This is a genomic window from Francisella orientalis FNO12 (assembly GCF_001042525.2).
Classification (GTDB): domain Bacteria; phylum Pseudomonadota; class Gammaproteobacteria; order Francisellales; family Francisellaceae; genus Francisella; species Francisella orientalis.
The window spans coordinates 1718100-1735769 of sequence record NZ_CP011921.2; the positions used below are offsets into that span (position 1 = coordinate 1718100).

Below are 17670 nucleotides of genomic sequence, written 5' to 3' on the forward strand. Positions count from 1 at the left end.
ACTATTTTGTTTTAACGAACTCATCAAACCTTGAGTCTAATTTTGCTTCAATAGATATAAACCTCCGCAGCTTCTTATCATAAAACTCTAATTTACCAGCATGAAGCAATAACTTATCAACTCCTTTAGCTAGTAGTTTTTTATCATCACTCATATAACCATATTTCTTATCAGCAACAATAGGATATCCCATAGCTCTTGTATGAACTCTAATTTGATGTGTTCTACCAGTTTCTAACTTGATTTCTAGTAAGCTGTAATCGCCTATTTTTTGTACTGACAATATTCTTGTAAGAGCTCTTTTACCTTCTCGCTTATCAACTTTAACTATTCGTTGGCCATCTTTAGTTTCTGTACGACTTAATGGCAAGTCAATTGTATCTATTCTTTCATCCCAATGACCATGAACTAAAGCATAATAAATCTTATTTACTTTACGCTCTTTGAAAATATCAAAAAAATAAACCAATGAGCTATGTTTCTTCGCTAACAGCACACAACCTGATGTTTCTTTATCAAGTCTATGCACCAAATCCAAGCGTCTAACCTTAGGACGCAACTGTCTTAACCGTTCCACCAAACCCGAATTAACCCTAGAACCGCCATGGACAGCCATACCTGATGGTTTATCAACAACGATATAATCATCTGTCTCATATAAAATTCGTTGCTCTAAAAAATCCAAATGAGATTTAGATACTTTTATAACTTCTACACTTTCTTCTAAGCTAAAAGGCGGTACTCTAATAATATCTCTAGCACTTACACGACCGGTTTGTTTAACCCTTTTTTTATTAACCCGTAATTCACCTTTACGAATCCAGCGGTAAATTAATGATTTTGGTAAACGTGAAAACTTACTTATCAAGAAATTATCGATTCTTTGCTCTATAACATCATCAGCAACTTCAATAAATTGAACCTTATTCATCTAAAACACCAAAATTAGTATTCTGCATATCATTAAGCCGACTAATTGTTCGCTGAAATTCAAATCTCAGACGTTCACCTTCATATAATTCTGTAAAATCATTATTAGCCAAAATTACGACTTTCTTATTTTGATCATAAAACTCATCTATTAGAGCAATAAATCTTCTTGCCATATCTTCATTATATTGATCAAACCCTGTCAGATTGTATATAAAAAATTGTTCATACTTACTACAAATATCAATATAGTCATAAGAACTACGTCCATTACCACAAATGACTCTAAAATCAAAACATATGTCTTTATAGCTTACAAGCATAGCAAAAATCTTTCTACCCAAAACTTCTATATTAGTATCTTTGTCAAAGTACGGATTTCTAAGAAAAAATTTATCAAAAAAATTTTTACGGTTCTGCTCATTATATGGATAAATATAATTTAAGTATTCATTTGACAAACGGAATCTATAATCAACCCCAGAATCTAGATTTAAAACATGCACGTTTTTTATTAAAACATCAATAGCTGGTAAAAACAACTCTCTCTGCAAACCTCTCTTATACAAATTTTCTGGCTCAATATTTGAAGTTGCTACAAGAGTTACACCAAGCTTAAACAACTCCGTAAAAACATTTCCTAAAATCATAGCGTCAGCTATATCTTCGACAAAAAACTCATCAAAACAAATAACTCGCATATTTTTTGCCATATCATAAGCGACTTTTGATATGGGATTCTTATAACCTTGATACTTCCTTAGTTCAGAATGAATACCTTTCATGAAGTGTGAAAAATGCTGTCTTCTTTTTTGTTCTATCGGCAGATTATTATAGAAAATATCCATAATGAAAGTCTTTCCTCTACCAACCCCCCCCCACATATACAATCCCTTTACAGATGGATATAGTGATCTTTTAAGAAAACCAAATTTTGTTTTTTTATTTACTAATATCTGATCTATTATTTCTTGCAAACTCCTGATGGCTTCAAGCTGCAAAGAATCAACCTTTAAATCAAGCTCGCGAACCTTTTGGAGATAAATATCATCTAAATTCATTATTCGACTTCTTTATCTTTAACTAAAACAAGTAGAAAAAAGGATACAATCATACTAAACACTAAAATCAAGAAAGCATTATGATAAGCGCTTATGTGAAAATATCTATGAGCTCCTTCTGCAGCTACATTCGTAATTTGATTATGAACATCTATATATTGACCAGTCCATGTTAGATCAAGCAAATGCCCTATTAAAGGATCAAATAATGCCCCAAGCAATGGTTCACCAGTATTAATCAGCGCAGCTACAGTAGCAGCTACAACTATTGGATTTATACGATTACCTATCGCAAAAGCAAGCATGTATACTCCCAAACAGAATCCAAATACAAACAATAAAGCTCCTGAAATTCCGGGCGTAAGCTTAAATTGTAAAACCAAAGCCAAACAGATTGTAGCAATTATATGAAAAATTATCATAATTTTAACTCTATTATCAAATTTTTCAGATAATTTACCTATTACTGGTGAGCCTATGGCAAGTCCAAGAAACATCATTGATACAATAAACGAAGCTTCTTTTGCTGGAATACCATACAATTCTCTGAAATAGCTATTACCCCAAATACCTCCAAAAACATCTATCGTTGTAAAGGTTAGTCCTGTATATAAAGTAAGATACCAATTGTTCCTGTTCATAAGTACCTTTTTTATACCTGCAAGAGTACCGGTATTTCCTTTTGAATCATTTGCAAATGATGCTTCGGGATTATAATCTCTTACTAAAGCTAAATATAATAAAGCCATAATTATACTAAAACAAGCATAACCAATTAATGCTCTATGCCATGACCCTGTAATTTCAATAAGATACACAAGTGGAACTTGTCCAAGTAAAGCTCCCATCATCGCAGCAGTCATTAAAAAACTACAAACAAAAGCAAATTTACGTCGATCAAACCAAACTGCAGCAGCTTTAATATAACCAACCGTAGCAAATGAAGCACCTATTCCAATAATCAATCGAGAAACACAACCAAGCGCAAAACTATGAATATCAGCTGAAAGGACAAATAGTATCAATCCTATTGCAGAGAGAATTAGTGAAAAAAAACTGACCTTTCTAAATCCTAGCTTATCTATAATTGGCCCAGCTACAAAAAACTGACAAAACACTACTGACCATAAAAATAATGATACCATCGCGCTCATTTCAGTAGCGTTTATCGAAAAACTAGTCATCAATTCATTTGCTATCAGACTAGGAGACACATTCATTATATATTTATCAATAAGTAAAAATGAGCTCAGACCTACAACTATCCAAGCATAACCTTTTATATTGTGTAACTTCATATAGCTATTTTTTCTAGAAAATTTATTAATTCATTCAAAGGAATTTGCTCTTGTTGCTTATCTTGTTGTAAATATTTTACACCAACAGTCTGCTGCAATAATTCATCTTGACCGATTATTACAGCAATTTTAGCACCTGATTTATCTGCCTTTTTAAACTGTGATTTAAAGCTACCCAATTTCAAATCCATATCTATTTTTAATGCTGGCAAATCTTGACGAATATTCTCGACTACTAGTAACGATCTATGCAGATGATTATTATCTAATACGAAAAAAACATCTATTTTATTATCTTCAACTGGGAGTTTACCCTCATTCTCAAGTAAAAGTAATAGGCGTTCTAAGCCAATAGCAAAACCAATAGCACCTGATTTTTGACCACCTAAGTTTTCTATTAAATTATCATAACGACCACCGGCACATACTGCTGCTTGAGCTCCTAACCGATCAGTGATCCACTCAAAAACTAATCCACTATAATAATCTAAACCTCTAACCAATTTTTGATTAACTCGATAGTTAACTCCTAAGTTATCAAGATACTCACATGTCTGCTCAAATCTCACCAATGAATCTTCATCAATAAAATCAATAAGCTTAGGCGCATTAATCAATATTTGCTGAGTTTGTTCATTCTTAGAATCAAGTATTCTCAGAGGATTTTTGTCCAATCTTTTGATTGAATCTTCATCAAGCTGCGTATGATATGGTTTTAAATACTCTAACAATGCTTTTGTGTATTCTTGTCTATTAGAACTCGATCCAAGACTATTTAACTCTAGTGTTATACATTTAGAAATACCCAGTTCTCTAAATAAGTTCCGGCCAATAGTAAGAATTTCTAAGTCTATCGCAACACTATCATAGCCATAAGCTTCAACACCAAGTTGGTAAAACTGTCTATACCTACCTTTTTGAGGTCTCTCATAGCGAAACATAGGACCAGAATACCAAAGTTTTTGTGTTTGTCCCCTATTAGCCAAACTATTTTCGATTACCATACGCACACAACTAGCCGTTCCTTCAGGTCTTAGCGTTAGACTTTCTCCACTTCTATCTACAAAATCATAGGTTTCTTTAGAAACTATATCCGATGTTTCTCCTACACTTCTATGAAATAGTTCACTTTTTTCTAAGACGGGCAGCCTTACCTCATCATAATTATATTTATCTAGAATTGATTTTATTTTTGACTCTAAAAACTGCCACTTGTAACTTTCTTGAGGAAGAATATCATTAAAACCGCGAATAATAGTAAGTTTGCTCATAAGCCACCTACCTTAATTTTTCAACTTTTGTTTCTTTATCAATATCTTTATAGTTTTCTTGTAACAACTTATCATCTTGCTTGATTATTTTAGAATCAGCTTCTAGAGCCTGCTGGATTTTCCCTTCCATTTCTATCCCATAATCAAGAGACTTATCATAAATAAACTTAAGATTTGGAACTATTCTAAGATTTAGCGATTTAGCTATAGATGATCTAAAAAAACCTTTTGATTTTTCAAAGGCTTTGGCAATACTTTGAGCCTCTTGAATATCCAAACAAGTATAATACACTTTTGCATAAGATAGATCTTTAGAAAGCTCAATCTCGGTAATAGTTGCCGTAGCAAGCTTAGTATCTTTTATTTTTGTACGCAGTAGCAAAGATATCACCTTTTGAAGCTCACTTGCTACTCGCTGCACTCTACCTTCTGCTGCCATAATTATAGCTCCTTAGCAACTTCAATAACTTCAAATACTTCTATTTGGTCACCTTCACGCACATCATTATAGTTTTTGACACCTATACCGCATTCCATACCTTTTTTGACTTCACTTGCGTCATCTTTAAATCTCTTTAAGGACTCAAGTGTGCCTTCATATATTACAACGTTATTACGCAATATACGAATTGGATTTGTACGCTTAACAGTACCTTCTATAACCATACAGCCTGCAATCGATCCAAATTTAGAAGATCTATACACTTCTCTAACTTCGGCTATACCGATAATCTGCTCCTTCATATCTGGAGACAATAAGCCTGTCATCGCTTTCTTAACATCATCAATTAGATCATAAATAATGTTATAGTAGCGAAGCTCTACACCATCGCCTTCAGCTAGTTTCTTCGCTGCACTATCTGCCCTAACATTAAAACCAATAATTACAGCAGTTGATGCAACAGCTAATGTTACATCAGAAGACGCAATAGCTCCTATACCACTTGCAATTATGTCAACCTTAACCTCATCAGTAGAAAGTTTAAGTAATGACTCTCTAATAGCTTCAACTGAACCCTGTACATCACCTTTAAGGATAATTTTAAGAGTTTGTTGCTCACCTTCTTTGCCCATGTTGCTAAACATATTAGAAAGTTTAAGAGACTGCTCTTGAGCTATTTTAGCTTCTTTTTGTCTTTGAGATCTTTGAGCTGCTAACTCTTTAGCTTTTTTCTCATTCTCAATAACAACCATATCATCACCAGCTGCTGGAACACCTGATAAACCTAGTATTTCAACTGGAGTTGCCGGCCCTGCTGACTTGATCTGTTTGCCTAGATCATCATGCATAGCTCTGACTCTACCATACTCAGTACCACACAAGATATTATCACCTTGTTTAAGACTACCATTCTGAACTAGTACTGTTGCAACTGGACCACGTCCTTTTTCTAGACGAGACTCAATAACAACACCTTCAGCTAAACCTTCAGCAAATGCTTCTAATTCTAGAACTTCAGATTGTAATAACACAGCATCTAATAACTCTGCAATGCCTTCACCAGTTTTAGCAGAAACATTTGCAAACATAACATCTCCACCCCAAGATTCTGGAATAACGTTACGTTGCGCTAACTCACCGACAACCTTATCAGGATCAGCATCTGGCTTATCAATTTTGTTAACAGCAACAACGATTGGAACACCTGCTGCTTTAGCATGCTGAATAGCTTCTTTAGTCTGAGGCATAACCCCATCATCTGCTGCAACCACAAGGATTACGATATCTGTACTCTTAGCTCCGCGAGCGCGCATTGATGTGAAAGCTTCATGACCAGGAGTATCTAAAAAAGTAATAGCTCCTTTACTTGTTTTAACAGAGTATGCACCGATATGCTGTGTTATACCACCAGCTTCTCCTGCTACAACCCTTGCTTTACGTATATAGTCTAATAGAGAGGTTTTACCATGATCTACGTGACCCATAATAGTTACAACAGGCGCACGAGATATTTTCTTATGTAAACTTCTATCAACAGTAGTCACTGCTTCTTCAAGAGCATTTTCATTATGTAATGTATATTTATGCCCCATTTCCTCAACAATCAAAACCGCAGTATCTTGATCTAATGATTGGTTAATTGTAGCCATTACACCCATATTAAACAATACTTTAGCGATCTCAGCGCCTTTGACTGCCATTCTATTAGCCAAATCACTAACTGTAATGCCTTCACGTATTTCAACTGTTTTAACAGCACTTTCGACAGGCATTGTAAACTCTTGTTTTTTAACCTTAGGTGCTTTTAACTTACCTTTCTTACTACCAAACTCATCAAATGATTCTAAATCACCCGCAAGTTGTGATAGTTGTCTTGGATTAGCTTTTTTGAAGCCTTTACCACTAGCCTTTTTAGCTTTAGACTTCTTCTCTTCTTCTTCTCTTTTATACTTGGTATTAGTATTGTTACTACTTTCAGTAAAGACTTTCTTCGGAGATTTTTTCTTATTATTTTTAGATTCTGTAGATTTATCTTCAGATAACTTTTCTTCATCCTGAGAGTTATTCTCTTGAACTTTGACTTCAGGCATAGCGGTTATCTTAAAACCATTATCTTTTATAACTGGTTTAGTAACCGGCTGTTCTTGCTGAGGTTGTATAAAACTAACAGACTCTCTCTCTACACTTTCAATAACCTTATTATCTTTGGGATCAAGTGCTACTTGTGGTTTTTCAACAATAGACTCGTCTACTTTAGCCGGAGATTGTTCTTCTACTTTTTTTGCAACTCGTCTTTTTTTCTTGACCGAAACATTTATCTTATGCTTACCATCAAGTTTAAGAGAAGTTACTTTCTTTCTAGTAACAGTATTTTTAGCACTATTAATCTTATCTAAAAGAGTTTTCATTTCTTCCGGAGTCAAAGTATCTTTTTCACTACTTTTTTCTATACCAAAAGATTTAAGTTGCTTCAGTAACGCACTTACTTCTTTATTTGTTTGTTGTGCCAATTGGCCAACTGTAATCTCTGCCATTTCCCTCTCCTTTGTACTATTTTGATTCGTACTTCCTATTCAAACCAAGGGGCTCTTGCTTGCATTATCAAATCTGTTGCTTGTTTTTCATCAATAGCAACAATGTCAAGCAATTCATCCACAGATAGCTCTGCCAGATTTTCCATTGTCACTATATTATTTTGAGCAAGTTTATCTGCTAACTCTTGAGTCATACCTTGCATATTAAGTAAATCTTCAGCTGGCTTCTTACCACCTAATGCTTGAGACAAAATCACTGCTTTTGCTCTTTCTTGAAGCTCATCTACAATCTCTTCATCAAAGCCTTCGATTTCCAAAAGCTCATCTCTATCTAGATATGCTAAATCTTCTAGTGTTTCAATACCCTCTTCTATTAGAACCAAAGCAAAATCATGATCAATATCTATCGCTTCAACAAATTTTTCAACTATAGACATTTGTTTTTCTTCTTGCTCAGTATTAGATAAAACATTTATCTTCCAACCGATTAAAGCTCTTGCTAATCTGACATTAACTCCGTTCTTACCTATGGCTTTTGATAAACTTTCTTGCTTAACAACTATATCCATTGAATTAGTTTCTTCATCAACATTTACTTCTAATATATCCTCAGAATCAACTGGTGATAAAGAGTTGATCGCATATTGAACCATATCTTCATCCCATAGAATAACATCGACTTTCTCACCATTTAGCTCGCTCATAATAGAATGAATTCTTGACCCTCTAACACCCACACAAGCACCACATGGATCTATCCTCTGATCATTGCTCTTGACAGTAACTTTTGATCTAAAACCAGGCTCACGAACAACACTCACAACATTTATAAGCTCCTCTTCAACTTCAGGGACTTCTAATTTAAATAAAGCTTTAAGCATCATATTACTAGCGCGACTAAGCATAACTGTATTTGGTTTATCGAACTCATCAACCTCAACACTCTCAACACATGATCTAATCTTATCGCCAACGCGAAATCTCTCTCTAGAAATCAAATCTTTCTTTGGTAGAATACCTTCAGCATTATTACCAAGATCAATAACCAAAATCTCGTAAGTCGCTCTTTTTACCTCTCCGTAAACAATATCTCCAATCTTACCTTGATAAAATCTAGCCGTCTTTTCTCTCTCAAAGTTTTTAATCTTCTTCATTAAGATCTGTTTTGCCATAGTAGCAGCAATGCGGCCATACTCTTTAACTTCTACAGATTCACGAATCACATCACCAGCCTTCACATCGTAGCCTTTTTCTTGAGCAACATCTTCGTAAAGCTCTTTCGAATAATCGATCAAATCTTCATCTTCTGACACAATATGCCAAACTCTATCTGCTTTAAAGTCGCCTATAACCCTATCGATTTTGACTTCGATATTCATGTGCTCGTCAAGCTCTTTTTTAGTTATAATAGCTAACGCCTCTTCCATAGCTTCGAACAAAAGGTCTTTTGAAATATCTTTCTCGTTTGCTACAGTTTCTAATACTAACAATAATTCTTTGCTCATACCTAATAATCCCTCTATCTAACTAAAATCTGGCGAAACTCTAAATTTCTTAAGCTCATCAAAATCAAAACTGACTTCTCTGCCATCATCAAGCTTTAGAATAACGTTATTGCCTTCAACTCTCTCGAGCACACCTTTAAATTTTGTTTGAGACTCAACTGGAGTTATGGTAACTGCCTTAACATTAAATCCTACCAAAGCTTGCGCCTGAACAATATTAAAAATTTGGCGATTCATCCCTGGAGAAGACACTTCTAGAACATACTTATCTGAGATAAGATCTTCCACATCAAAAATTGCACTCACCTCTTTACTTACAACCTGACAATCATCAACCGAAACACCATTCTCATGGTCAATAAAAATACGTATAGTAAGCTTGGCAGCACCCACGACCTCTATTCCCCATAAAATATAGCCTACATCAGCTGTAATGGGTTCTACTATTTCATACAAATCATCTAGTAACATTTTCACCCCTTAGATTTTGCATACCCTCTAGATAGCAAAAAGGCCCTTGAAGGGCCTTTATAAAATAAAAACTTTTGGTAGCGGGGGCAGGATTTGAACCTACGACCTTCGGGTTATGAGCCCGACGAGCTACCAAGCTGCTCCACCCCGCGTCTATGACAATATATAATAACAACATTTTAACAGATGTCAAGCTTTATGACAGTTTGTTTTTTAAACACTGAATTCTCTTATTGCATCTACCATAATTCTAACATTATCAGAATTAATATCTGGGTAAATGCCATGACCTAAATTAACAATGTAGTTATTTAGCTTATCAGACTGAATAAATTCGATGTTTTTCTTAACCGTGTTTCTAATACTATCAGATGTGCCATACAAAAATGCTGGATCAAAATTACCTTGCAGAACCTTACCCACACCTATTCTATGACGAGCTTGATCTAGAGTTACATTCCAATCCACACCAACACCATCACATGATTTATCTTTCAATTCCTCAAAAAAGTTTGAACCTCCCTTTGTGAAGAAAACCACAGGAACATTAGATCTCTTCTTCACATTTTTAGCAATATATTCCAGATACTTTAATGAGAATTCTTTATACTGTTCTAAAGGTAAAATTCCTCCCCAAGTATCGAAAATCATTAAAGAACTAGCACCAGCTTTGATTTGCTCAAGTAGATAAATCACTGTTATGTCAGCTAACCTTTGAAGAAGTGCGTGCATCAATTGAGGATTTGCATACATCATTTTTCTTAGTTTACTGAATTGTTTTGAGCCAGATCCTTCAACCATATATGCCGCGAGTGTCCATGGACTTCCAGTAAAGCCTATAAGGGGTACATTTATAGCAGCCTTCGTAGTTCTAACCGCATCATAAACATACTCCAAATCGCCAACACTATCTTCTGCTGACTTTAACCTATTTAAATCCTTTTCTGACTCAATAGGATCAGAAAATACAGGGCCAACTCCCTTGATAAATTTTAGATCCATACCCATTGCTTCAGGAATAGTTAAAATATCTGAAAATACAATTGCAGCATCAAGATCATATCTTTCTAGCGGATGCAGTGCTACCTCACAACAAGCATCTGCATTGCGACACATATCCATAAAGTTCTCAAACTTTGATCTTAATGCGCGATATTCTGGTAAATATCTACCAGCTTGACGCATTATCCATATCGGTGGTTTTTCTAATTTCTCATGCTTAAAAGCATCCAAAAACAACTCTCTCATACTTAAAATGTACCTTTAAATTTATTGTGAAGGACTATTTAAAAAACTTGTCCATTTTTCTGTAACCTATAGCTTCTTGGATTGCTAGTTTTTCAATTTTCTTGCATCCCCTTAAATCTGCTATTGTTCGAGCTACTTTGAGTATTTTATAGTACCCTCTGGCAGATAGTCCAAGCTTTTCTTATAGCTAATGTTAGCATTTTTTTACTTTCTTCATCAAGGTCACAAACCTCGTCTAACTCTTTACTTGTTAGCATTGAATTTATTTTACCTTGCCTAGTGATATGGATATTTCTCGCTTTTTTAACTCGCTCCCTAATTATGACTACTTTTTTCACCTCTTAATTCTTGATTTGTTAGATCCTCTTTTGCTAGCTCAAGAACCTCAACTTGTAAATCAATTCTGTCTAAAAGAGGTCCTGAAAGCTTACTTTGATACCTTTTAATTGATTGAATTGAATCTGAGCACTCTTTATACTGCGATCCTAAATACCCACACGGACAAGGATTCATAGCAGCTATCAATTGAAAGTTAGCTGGATACTCTACCTGACACTTTGCTCTAGAAATATTTACAACTCCCGTCTCAAGAGGTTCTCTTAAAACTTCTAAAACCTTACGGTCAAACTCTAGTAACTCATCAAGGAATAACACACCATTATGAGCTAAAGATATTTCACCAGGCATAGGGTTGCTACCACCTCCGACCAAAGAAACACCTGAAGAAGTATGGTGAGGATGATGAAATGGTCTTTTATAAAAACTTTCCGCTATCCCTGATTCACCTTTAATTGAAGCAATCATCGCCGATGAAAGGGCTTCTTTTTTGTCTAATGGTGGCAAAATAGAGTTAAGCCTACTAGCAAGCATTGTCTTACCAGTTCCCGGTGGACTAACTAAAAGAATATTATGACCACCTGCCGCTGCAATCTCCAAAGCGCGTCTAGCCTGATACTGCCCTTTGACATCTTCTAAATCAGAATATAATCTTTCAAAATCAATTTCTTGCAATTGCTCTACCGGAGCTTTATCATCACCAGATAAAAAATCTACAATTTCTTTTAGCGTTTCAAAAGAATATGCACAAACATCTTCAACTAAAGCAATCTCTTTTTCATTATGAACAGGTATCACAAGTTTTTTATCATTCGCAACATACTTAATAGCCATTGGTATCGCACTAGAAATTTTTCTTAGCTCTCCACCTAGAGACAACTCTCCAGCAAACTTAAAATCTTCAACATTTCTAACAATGTTTATTTGGCCTGACGCATATAAAATACCTAGTGCTATAGGCAAATCAAATCTTCCACTACTCTTTTGTAGATTGGCAGGAGCAAGATTAATTGTGATACGTTTATTTGGAAAATTAAATCCAGAATTTATGATAGCGCTTCTAACACTATCTTTACTTTCTTTAACAGCCGCCTCCGGCAAACCCACTATTGATAAGCCAGGCAGACCATTTGACAATTGCACTTCTATAGAGACAAGCAGTGCTTCAATAACTAATTGAGCGCGACTTTTTAGAACTGCTAAAGACATTTTATTCTTTCTCGGCTATTAATTTATCTAACTTAGCCTCGATCTGCTCTAATTTTTGACGTGTCTTCAAAAGAATTTTTTTCTGTATTTCAAACTCTTCTCTACCCACCACATCAAGTTTTTTTAAACTTTTATTAATAATATTATCTTTCGAGTTTTTGATTACATCATTAATTGGACCTAAAATTTCTTTCATAGAAAAATAGTATTAAATTGTCTTTACATAAAAGTATAAAAGTTATAACAAGAATAGGCAATAAACTATTGAAACTTAAATAACGTTAGTAACTTGAGTAAGAACCCCAAGAAGAAGCATTGGCATGATACCTAAGAATAAAAGAACTAAACCGTTAATACTTAGTGCTATAAGAGATGTCATTGGAGGCTTAACTGTCTCATTATTCTCTGGTTCATCAAAATACATAGTTCTAATAACTCTTACATAATAGAATGATGCAACAACAGCCATAAATAGCACAAAACATGCCAATACATAACTGCCATCATTAATTAAGCCCATAATAACAAATAATTTTGCTATGAAACCACCAAATGGAGGAATCCCTGCCATAGAGAACAAAACTATCAGCAGTATAAATGCTAACCAAGAGTCTTTTGTATTGAAACCTTTTAGATTTTTAAGATCTTGAACTTCATAACCGCCAACAGAGATTGTAGTTAACACCCCAAACGCTGCTAGAGTAGTAAAAACATAAACTATTACATAGAAACTAGCAGCTGTTAAAGCATAGCCCTGTGGATTAAGTGTAGTAGCTAATAAAACAAAACCTATTTGCGATACTGTAGAATAACCCAAAAGTCTCTTAACGTTTGTTTGCGATAAAGCCACTAAACTACCAAAGAATATCGACAATATGCCTATAACTCTGAATAAGTATATCCAAGAATCTTTAAGCGATGGAAAGCCTACAAATAAAATATTAACAAGCATAGCAAATGCTGCTACTTTTGGAATAGTCGCAACAATATTGGCAACAGCGTTTGGCGCACCCTGATAGACATCTGGCAACCACATATGAAATGGGAAAGCTCCTAGTTTGAATAAGAAGGTTGCTATCATCATAACTAAACATACAAGTAATAACTGCTGTTCTAAGCCTGTGAAATTTCCTTGCGAAAGTGCAGTTGCAATATCTGTAATATCAAGTTGACCTGTCATACCATATACAAATGACATACCAAATAGCAATAAAGCTGAAGCAATAGCTCCTAGTACGAAATATTTAATAGCAGCTTCAAGGCCTGTACTAGAATCTCTATAGATTGCTATTAGTGCATACATAGGTAACGACAATAACTCTAAACCGATATAGATTGTAACTAAACTATGTGCAGCTGTAAGAACCATAGCACCTAACACACACAGCATCAAAAGTGTATAAAAATCACCGTCTGATATTTTTCTATCTTTTACATACTCTCTTGAATATAGTGCCACAAATACTGCTAATACAAGTATCACTAACTGTAGCGTATAAGCAAAACCACTGAATACAACTTGCCCCTCAAAAACAGAGCTACTATTTTGGATTAAATATTCTTTGGCAAAAGTAGCAACAAGAGCAAGTAGTGTAAATACTTGAAAGAATATGTAGTTAATATTCCTAATTTTACTGTGTAAAAAAAGTCCAGAAAACATTACAACTATCACACCTAGTGCTAATAGTATTTCTGGTAATATATAAAGAATTAATAAACTCATAATCAAAACACTACCCTACAGAGATAAACCAACAATATTAGCCGAAGCAGCTTCTGAAAGATGCAGTATCGGCTCTGGATAAAAACCAAACAATAAAGTTGGTACCGCTAACAATATAAATACAAACAGCTCCATCTTATTCAAATCAGTCAGGTTCGCTACTTGCGTAGATACCACTTCTCCAAAAAACACTCTCTTATACATCCATAGAGTATAAATTGGCGCTATAACCAAAGTTAAACCCGCAATTAATGCTATTAATGGAGAGTACTGGAATACAGCCAATAAAATCATAAACTCACCGACAAAGCCACTAGTGCTAGGTAAACCTACATTAGCCATACAGAAAAGTAAGAAAAACATTGCAAATATTGGCATAGTTTTAGCTACACCTGAGAAATCTGATATTTCTCTTGTATGCATCCTTAAGTACAGATAGCCAATACCAATAAACATACCACCAGATGAGAATGCATGAGCAATCATCTGAAATACAGCACCCTGTAGTGCTAATTGAGCATTAGTTGTACCAAGCACAGGATCAGCACTCTTAAGTATGAATATAGAGAACAAACCTAATGTAACAAGACCCATATGTGAAATTGATGAATATGCTATTAGTCTTTTAACATCAGTTTGTGCAACTGCAACCACACCAACATAGACAATAGCTATCAAAGACATAATTATCAGTACATACTCTAATGACGCTGTAACTTTAGGTAGCATCGGTATCGCGAACCTTAAGAAACCATAAGCACCAAGTTTAAGCATAAGCGCTGCAAGTATAACAGAACCTCCAGCTGGTGCCTCTGAGTGAGCATCTGGCAACCATGAATGGAATGGCCACATCGGAATTTTAACTGCAAAAGCTAAGAAGAAAGCACCAAATATTAACCATTGAGCAGTAAGTGTAAACTTAACAGAATCAGCCAAACCATTTGACTGAGCAGCCCGTGCGATAAAGTTTTGGATTGAATATGTATCAGCACTTACTAATACATCAACTGGAGATGCTGCCACTCTTGTTTGAATATATAAAATCGCAGCTAGCAAGAACACCGAACCAAAGAAAGTATACATAAAATATTTAACAGCAGCATATGCTTTATTCTTACCACCCCAAATACCAATACCCAAACAAGTTGGTATCAGTAGCGCTTCCCAAAAAACATAGTAGAGTATAGAGTCTGTAGCACAGAAAACACCATTTGTTAGACCACATGTGATCAAAAATATTGCCATGTATTGTCTAACTTTTATTTTGATAGAGGTCCAAGCCGCTAGAACAATAACTAAAGTAGCAAAACTTGTTAAAACAATAAATAAAACTGAAAACCCATCAACACCTAGACCATAATAAATATCATGCATGCCAAATACTTTGAACCATTTTGCTGATTCTTGGAACTGCATTGCAGAACTACTATAATCAAAAGATGCTACCAAAGGTATGCATAAAGCTAAAGTTAAACAGCTAAATACCAAAGCTACCCAACGTGCAGCATCACCATGCAACTCTTTTGTTCTTGTCGCTAATACAACAAAGCCACCAACTATTGGAAGCCAAATTATTAAACTTAATAAGTAATTACCTAAATTCATAATACTAGTTTACCCTCTACCTATACTGATATTAGCAAAATCATAAATAACAACACACCGACCATCATTACAAAAGCATAGTCAAATAGATACCCACGCTGAATTTTTCTAAAACTATCGCCGGTATGATAAATTAGACTAGATGTGCCATGTACAATCGTTTTATCTATGATAAAGATATCTACTGCTTTCCATAGGAAAGTACTAATAGCCAAGAAGATATTAACAAATACAACATCATAAAGAGTATCAATAAAGTATTTCTTAACTAAAATATGATAAACAATACCAAATCCAGACTTAGCATTTGCAAGGACTCTTGGTATAACTGGCAACCATATATACAAGATATAAGCCAAAACTAAAGCACTAAAAGCTAACCAAAATGGTACTGTTGATATTGAATGTTTTATAAATGCTATAGAACTAGCAGTAGCAGGTTCACTAGCAAGATGCGCTGTGACCGATTCTCCACCTAGTCCCGCCTGAACATATGAAGTTATAGTATCACCAAATAAACCATGACTTTGCGATAAAATACTTGTGAAGAAATATTCTCCAACAAATACTGAAGGTATAGCCAGCAATACTAATGGAATTAATATACTAAACGGCGACTCTTTGATATGAGACTTTTCTTCTTCTGACATTCTTTCTTTACCGTGGAATACCAAGAAAAACATTCTAAAGATATAAAAAGATGTCACAAATGCACATGCCAATACCATATAGTATGCAAACTGGTGACCATATACAGTCGTAGACTGCGCTGCTTCAATAATCAAATCTTTTGAAAAGAAGCCTGCGAATGGAGGTAATGCTGCAAGTGCCCAAGCACCTATAAGCATACACAAACATGTAACAGGCATATACTTTCTCAAACCACCCATTCTACGAATATCTTGCTCGTGATGCATCGCAACTATTACAGAACCAGCCGCCAAGAATAACAATGCTTTAAACATAGCATGCGTCATCAGATGGAACATCCCAATAGAAAATGCTCCAGCACCTTGAGCTACCATCATATACCCAAGCTGAGAAAGGGTACAATATGCAATTACTCTTTTTATGTCTGTCTGCACTATCGCAATTAAACCCATAAACAAACATGTAATCGCACCAATAATAAGTACAAAACTTAGTACTGCAGGTGATAGTACAAACATTGGAGAAAGTCTAGCAACCATAAATACGCCAGCTGTAACCATTGTAGCAGCATGGATTAGTGCCGAAATAGGTGTCGGACCTTCCATCGATCCTTCTAGCCATGAGTGTAAAGGAAACTGTGCAGATTTACCCATCGCACCAATAAATAATAGCGAACACATCAGTGTAACAGGGCTAAAGCTCATACCTAAGAAGTGAATAGTTTGAGTATTATCAATATTTGATAAAGCTGCAAACACCGCTGTATAGTCAACAGATCCAGTGTATAAAATAACTGCCCCAATACCTAGCAAAAAGCCTAAATCACCAATTCTATTTACAATGAATGCTCTCAAGCTAGCAACGTTAGCTTTATCTCTATTAAAATAAAATCCAATTAGTAGGTATGAAAATAAACCAACGCCTTCCCATCCAAAAAATAGTAATAAGAAGTTATTACCCATAACTAGGCATAGTATTGCAAAGGTAAATCCTGAAATATATGCAAAAAATCTTGCATAGCCTTCTTCACCTTTCATGTAACCAATAGAGTAAACATGCACTAATGTCGATACAAAAGTTACTATCAACATCATGTATACAGTTATTTTATTTACAGTAAAACCAACATCAAATGTAAACTTATCTGAAATCGGAGCCCACTGGTAGTAACTAACAGAATAAACTTCTGATCCAGCAAAAACACCATAGGCTAAAATTACACTAAGGACAAAAGAAAGGCCACATAAAGAAATTGTAAAAAAGTTAACGCCTGCATTCTTTACAGACTTACCGCCAAATCCAGCAATCAGAGCACCAAGCAATGGTGATAACACTATGACTGCTATTAATACAGCTGCTACTTGAGTATTTATTATCATAGCTTGC

At 34.9% G+C, this 17670-nt stretch carries 13 protein-coding genes, 1 tRNA gene and 1 pseudogene; all 15 read right to left on the reverse strand.

Translation table 11 applies throughout. The annotated features are described in order from the left end of the window. Position 1: 1 nt before the first annotated feature. The 15 genes and pseudogenes from FNO12_RS08810 to nuoL all read right to left on the reverse strand — a co-directional run bounded on the left by FNO12_RS08810 (position 2) and on the right by nuoL (position 17663). A complete protein-coding gene (locus FNO12_RS08810; RefSeq protein ID WP_014714613.1) occupies positions 2-931 on the reverse strand; it encodes an RluA family pseudouridine synthase in 930 nt (309 codons plus the stop codon). Then, complete coding sequence (gene zapE, locus FNO12_RS08815; protein ID WP_014714612.1) at positions 924-1991, reverse strand: cell division protein ZapE; 1068 nt, start codon at positions 1989-1991, stop codon at positions 924-926. The genes FNO12_RS08810 and zapE overlap by 8 nt, the downstream gene beginning before the upstream one ends. Continuing rightward, positions 1991-3289, reverse strand: coding sequence for an MFS transporter (locus tag FNO12_RS08820; RefSeq protein ID WP_014714611.1), 1299 nt, complete (start codon positions 3287-3289; stop codon positions 1991-1993). Before FNO12_RS08820 ends, zapE begins: the two co-directional genes overlap by 1 nt. Next, positions 3286-4560 carry a histidine--tRNA ligase gene (gene hisS, locus FNO12_RS08825; protein ID WP_014714610.1) on the reverse strand — a complete coding sequence of 425 codons (1275 nt, stop codon included), beginning with the start codon at positions 4558-4560 and terminating at the stop codon, positions 3286-3288. Before hisS ends, FNO12_RS08820 begins: the two co-directional genes overlap by 4 nt. Before the next feature lie 7 nt (positions 4561-4567). Continuing rightward, positions 4568-4999, reverse strand: a complete 432-nt coding sequence (gene rbfA / locus FNO12_RS08830; protein ID WP_014714609.1) for a 30S ribosome-binding factor RbfA — start codon at positions 4997-4999, stop codon at positions 4568-4570. Positions 5000-5001: 2 nt separating this feature from the next. Then, entirely contained in the window at positions 5002-7536 is a 2535-nt protein-coding gene (gene infB / locus FNO12_RS08835; protein ID WP_014714608.1) for a translation initiation factor IF-2, read from the reverse strand. A gap of 35 nt (positions 7537-7571) precedes the next feature. Next, positions 7572-9041 (reverse strand): transcription termination factor NusA, encoded by a 1470-nt coding sequence (gene nusA / locus FNO12_RS08840; protein ID WP_014714607.1) that lies wholly within the window; start codon positions 9039-9041, stop codon positions 7572-7574. Between the two features lie 18 nt (positions 9042-9059). Then, complete coding sequence (gene rimP / locus FNO12_RS08845; protein WP_014714606.1) at positions 9060-9512, reverse strand: ribosome maturation factor RimP; 453 nt, start codon at positions 9510-9512, stop codon at positions 9060-9062. A gap of 75 nt (positions 9513-9587) precedes the next feature. Further along, a tRNA-Met gene (locus FNO12_RS08850) sits at positions 9588-9664 on the reverse strand. 61 nt (positions 9665-9725) lie between these two features. Then, positions 9726-10760, reverse strand: a complete 1035-nt coding sequence (gene hemE, locus FNO12_RS08855) for a uroporphyrinogen decarboxylase (RefSeq protein ID WP_014714605.1) — start codon at positions 10758-10760, stop codon at positions 9726-9728. Between the two features lie 34 nt (positions 10761-10794). Further along, positions 10795-12305 (reverse strand): annotated as a pseudogene (locus FNO12_RS08860) (YifB family Mg chelatase-like AAA ATPase). Between the two features lies 1 nt (position 12306). Beyond that, positions 12307-12501, reverse strand: coding sequence for an accessory factor UbiK family protein (locus tag FNO12_RS08865; protein WP_014714604.1), 195 nt, complete (start codon positions 12499-12501; stop codon positions 12307-12309). Between the two features lie 75 nt (positions 12502-12576). Further along, on the reverse strand, positions 12577-14028 hold the full coding sequence (locus tag FNO12_RS08870; RefSeq protein WP_014714603.1) for an NADH-quinone oxidoreductase subunit N: 1452 nt from the start codon (positions 14026-14028) through the stop codon (positions 12577-12579). Positions 14029-14043: 15 nt separating this feature from the next. Continuing rightward, entirely contained in the window at positions 14044-15633 is a 1590-nt protein-coding gene (locus tag FNO12_RS08875) for a complex I subunit 4 family protein (protein WP_014714602.1), read from the reverse strand. 20 nt (positions 15634-15653) lie between these two features. After that, entirely contained in the window at positions 15654-17663 is a 2010-nt protein-coding gene (nuoL, locus tag FNO12_RS08880; RefSeq protein ID WP_014714601.1) for an NADH-quinone oxidoreductase subunit L, read from the reverse strand. Between the last annotated feature and the right edge of the window lie 7 nt (positions 17664-17670).

Coding starts and splice junctions, on each gene's coding strand:
- nusA (WP_014714607.1), bottom strand. CDS start 9,041: ATGAGCAAAGAATTATTGTTAGTATTAGAAACTGTAGCAAACGAGAAA.
- nuoL (WP_014714601.1), bottom strand. CDS start 17,663: ATGATAATAAATACTCAAGTAGCAGCTGTATTAATAGCAGTCATAGTG.
- FNO12_RS08870 (WP_014714603.1), bottom strand. CDS start 14,028: ATGAGTTTATTAATTCTTTATATATTACCAGAAATACTATTAGCACTA.
- zapE (WP_014714612.1), bottom strand. CDS start 1,991: ATGAATTTAGATGATATTTATCTCCAAAAGGTTCGCGAGCTTGATTTA.
- infB (WP_014714608.1), bottom strand. CDS start 7,536: ATGGCAGAGATTACAGTTGGCCAATTGGCACAACAAACAAATAAAGAA.
- FNO12_RS08865 (WP_014714604.1), bottom strand. CDS start 12,501: ATGAAAGAAATTTTAGGTCCAATTAATGATGTAATCAAAAACTCGAAA.
- hemE (WP_014714605.1), bottom strand. CDS start 10,760: ATGAGAGAGTTGTTTTTGGATGCTTTTAAGCATGAGAAATTAGAAAAA.
- rimP (WP_014714606.1), bottom strand. CDS start 9,512: ATGTTACTAGATGATTTGTATGAAATAGTAGAACCCATTACAGCTGAT.
- FNO12_RS08875 (WP_014714602.1), bottom strand. CDS start 15,633: ATGAATTTAGGTAATTACTTATTAAGTTTAATAATTTGGCTTCCAATA.
- rbfA (WP_014714609.1), bottom strand. CDS start 4,999: ATGGCAGCAGAAGGTAGAGTGCAGCGAGTAGCAAGTGAGCTTCAAAAG.
- FNO12_RS08810 (WP_014714613.1), bottom strand. CDS start 931: ATGAATAAGGTTCAATTTATTGAAGTTGCTGATGATGTTATAGAGCAA.
- FNO12_RS08820 (WP_014714611.1), bottom strand. CDS start 3,289: ATGAAGTTACACAATATAAAAGGTTATGCTTGGATAGTTGTAGGTCTG.
- hisS (WP_014714610.1), bottom strand. CDS start 4,560: ATGAGCAAACTTACTATTATTCGCGGTTTTAATGATATTCTTCCTCAA.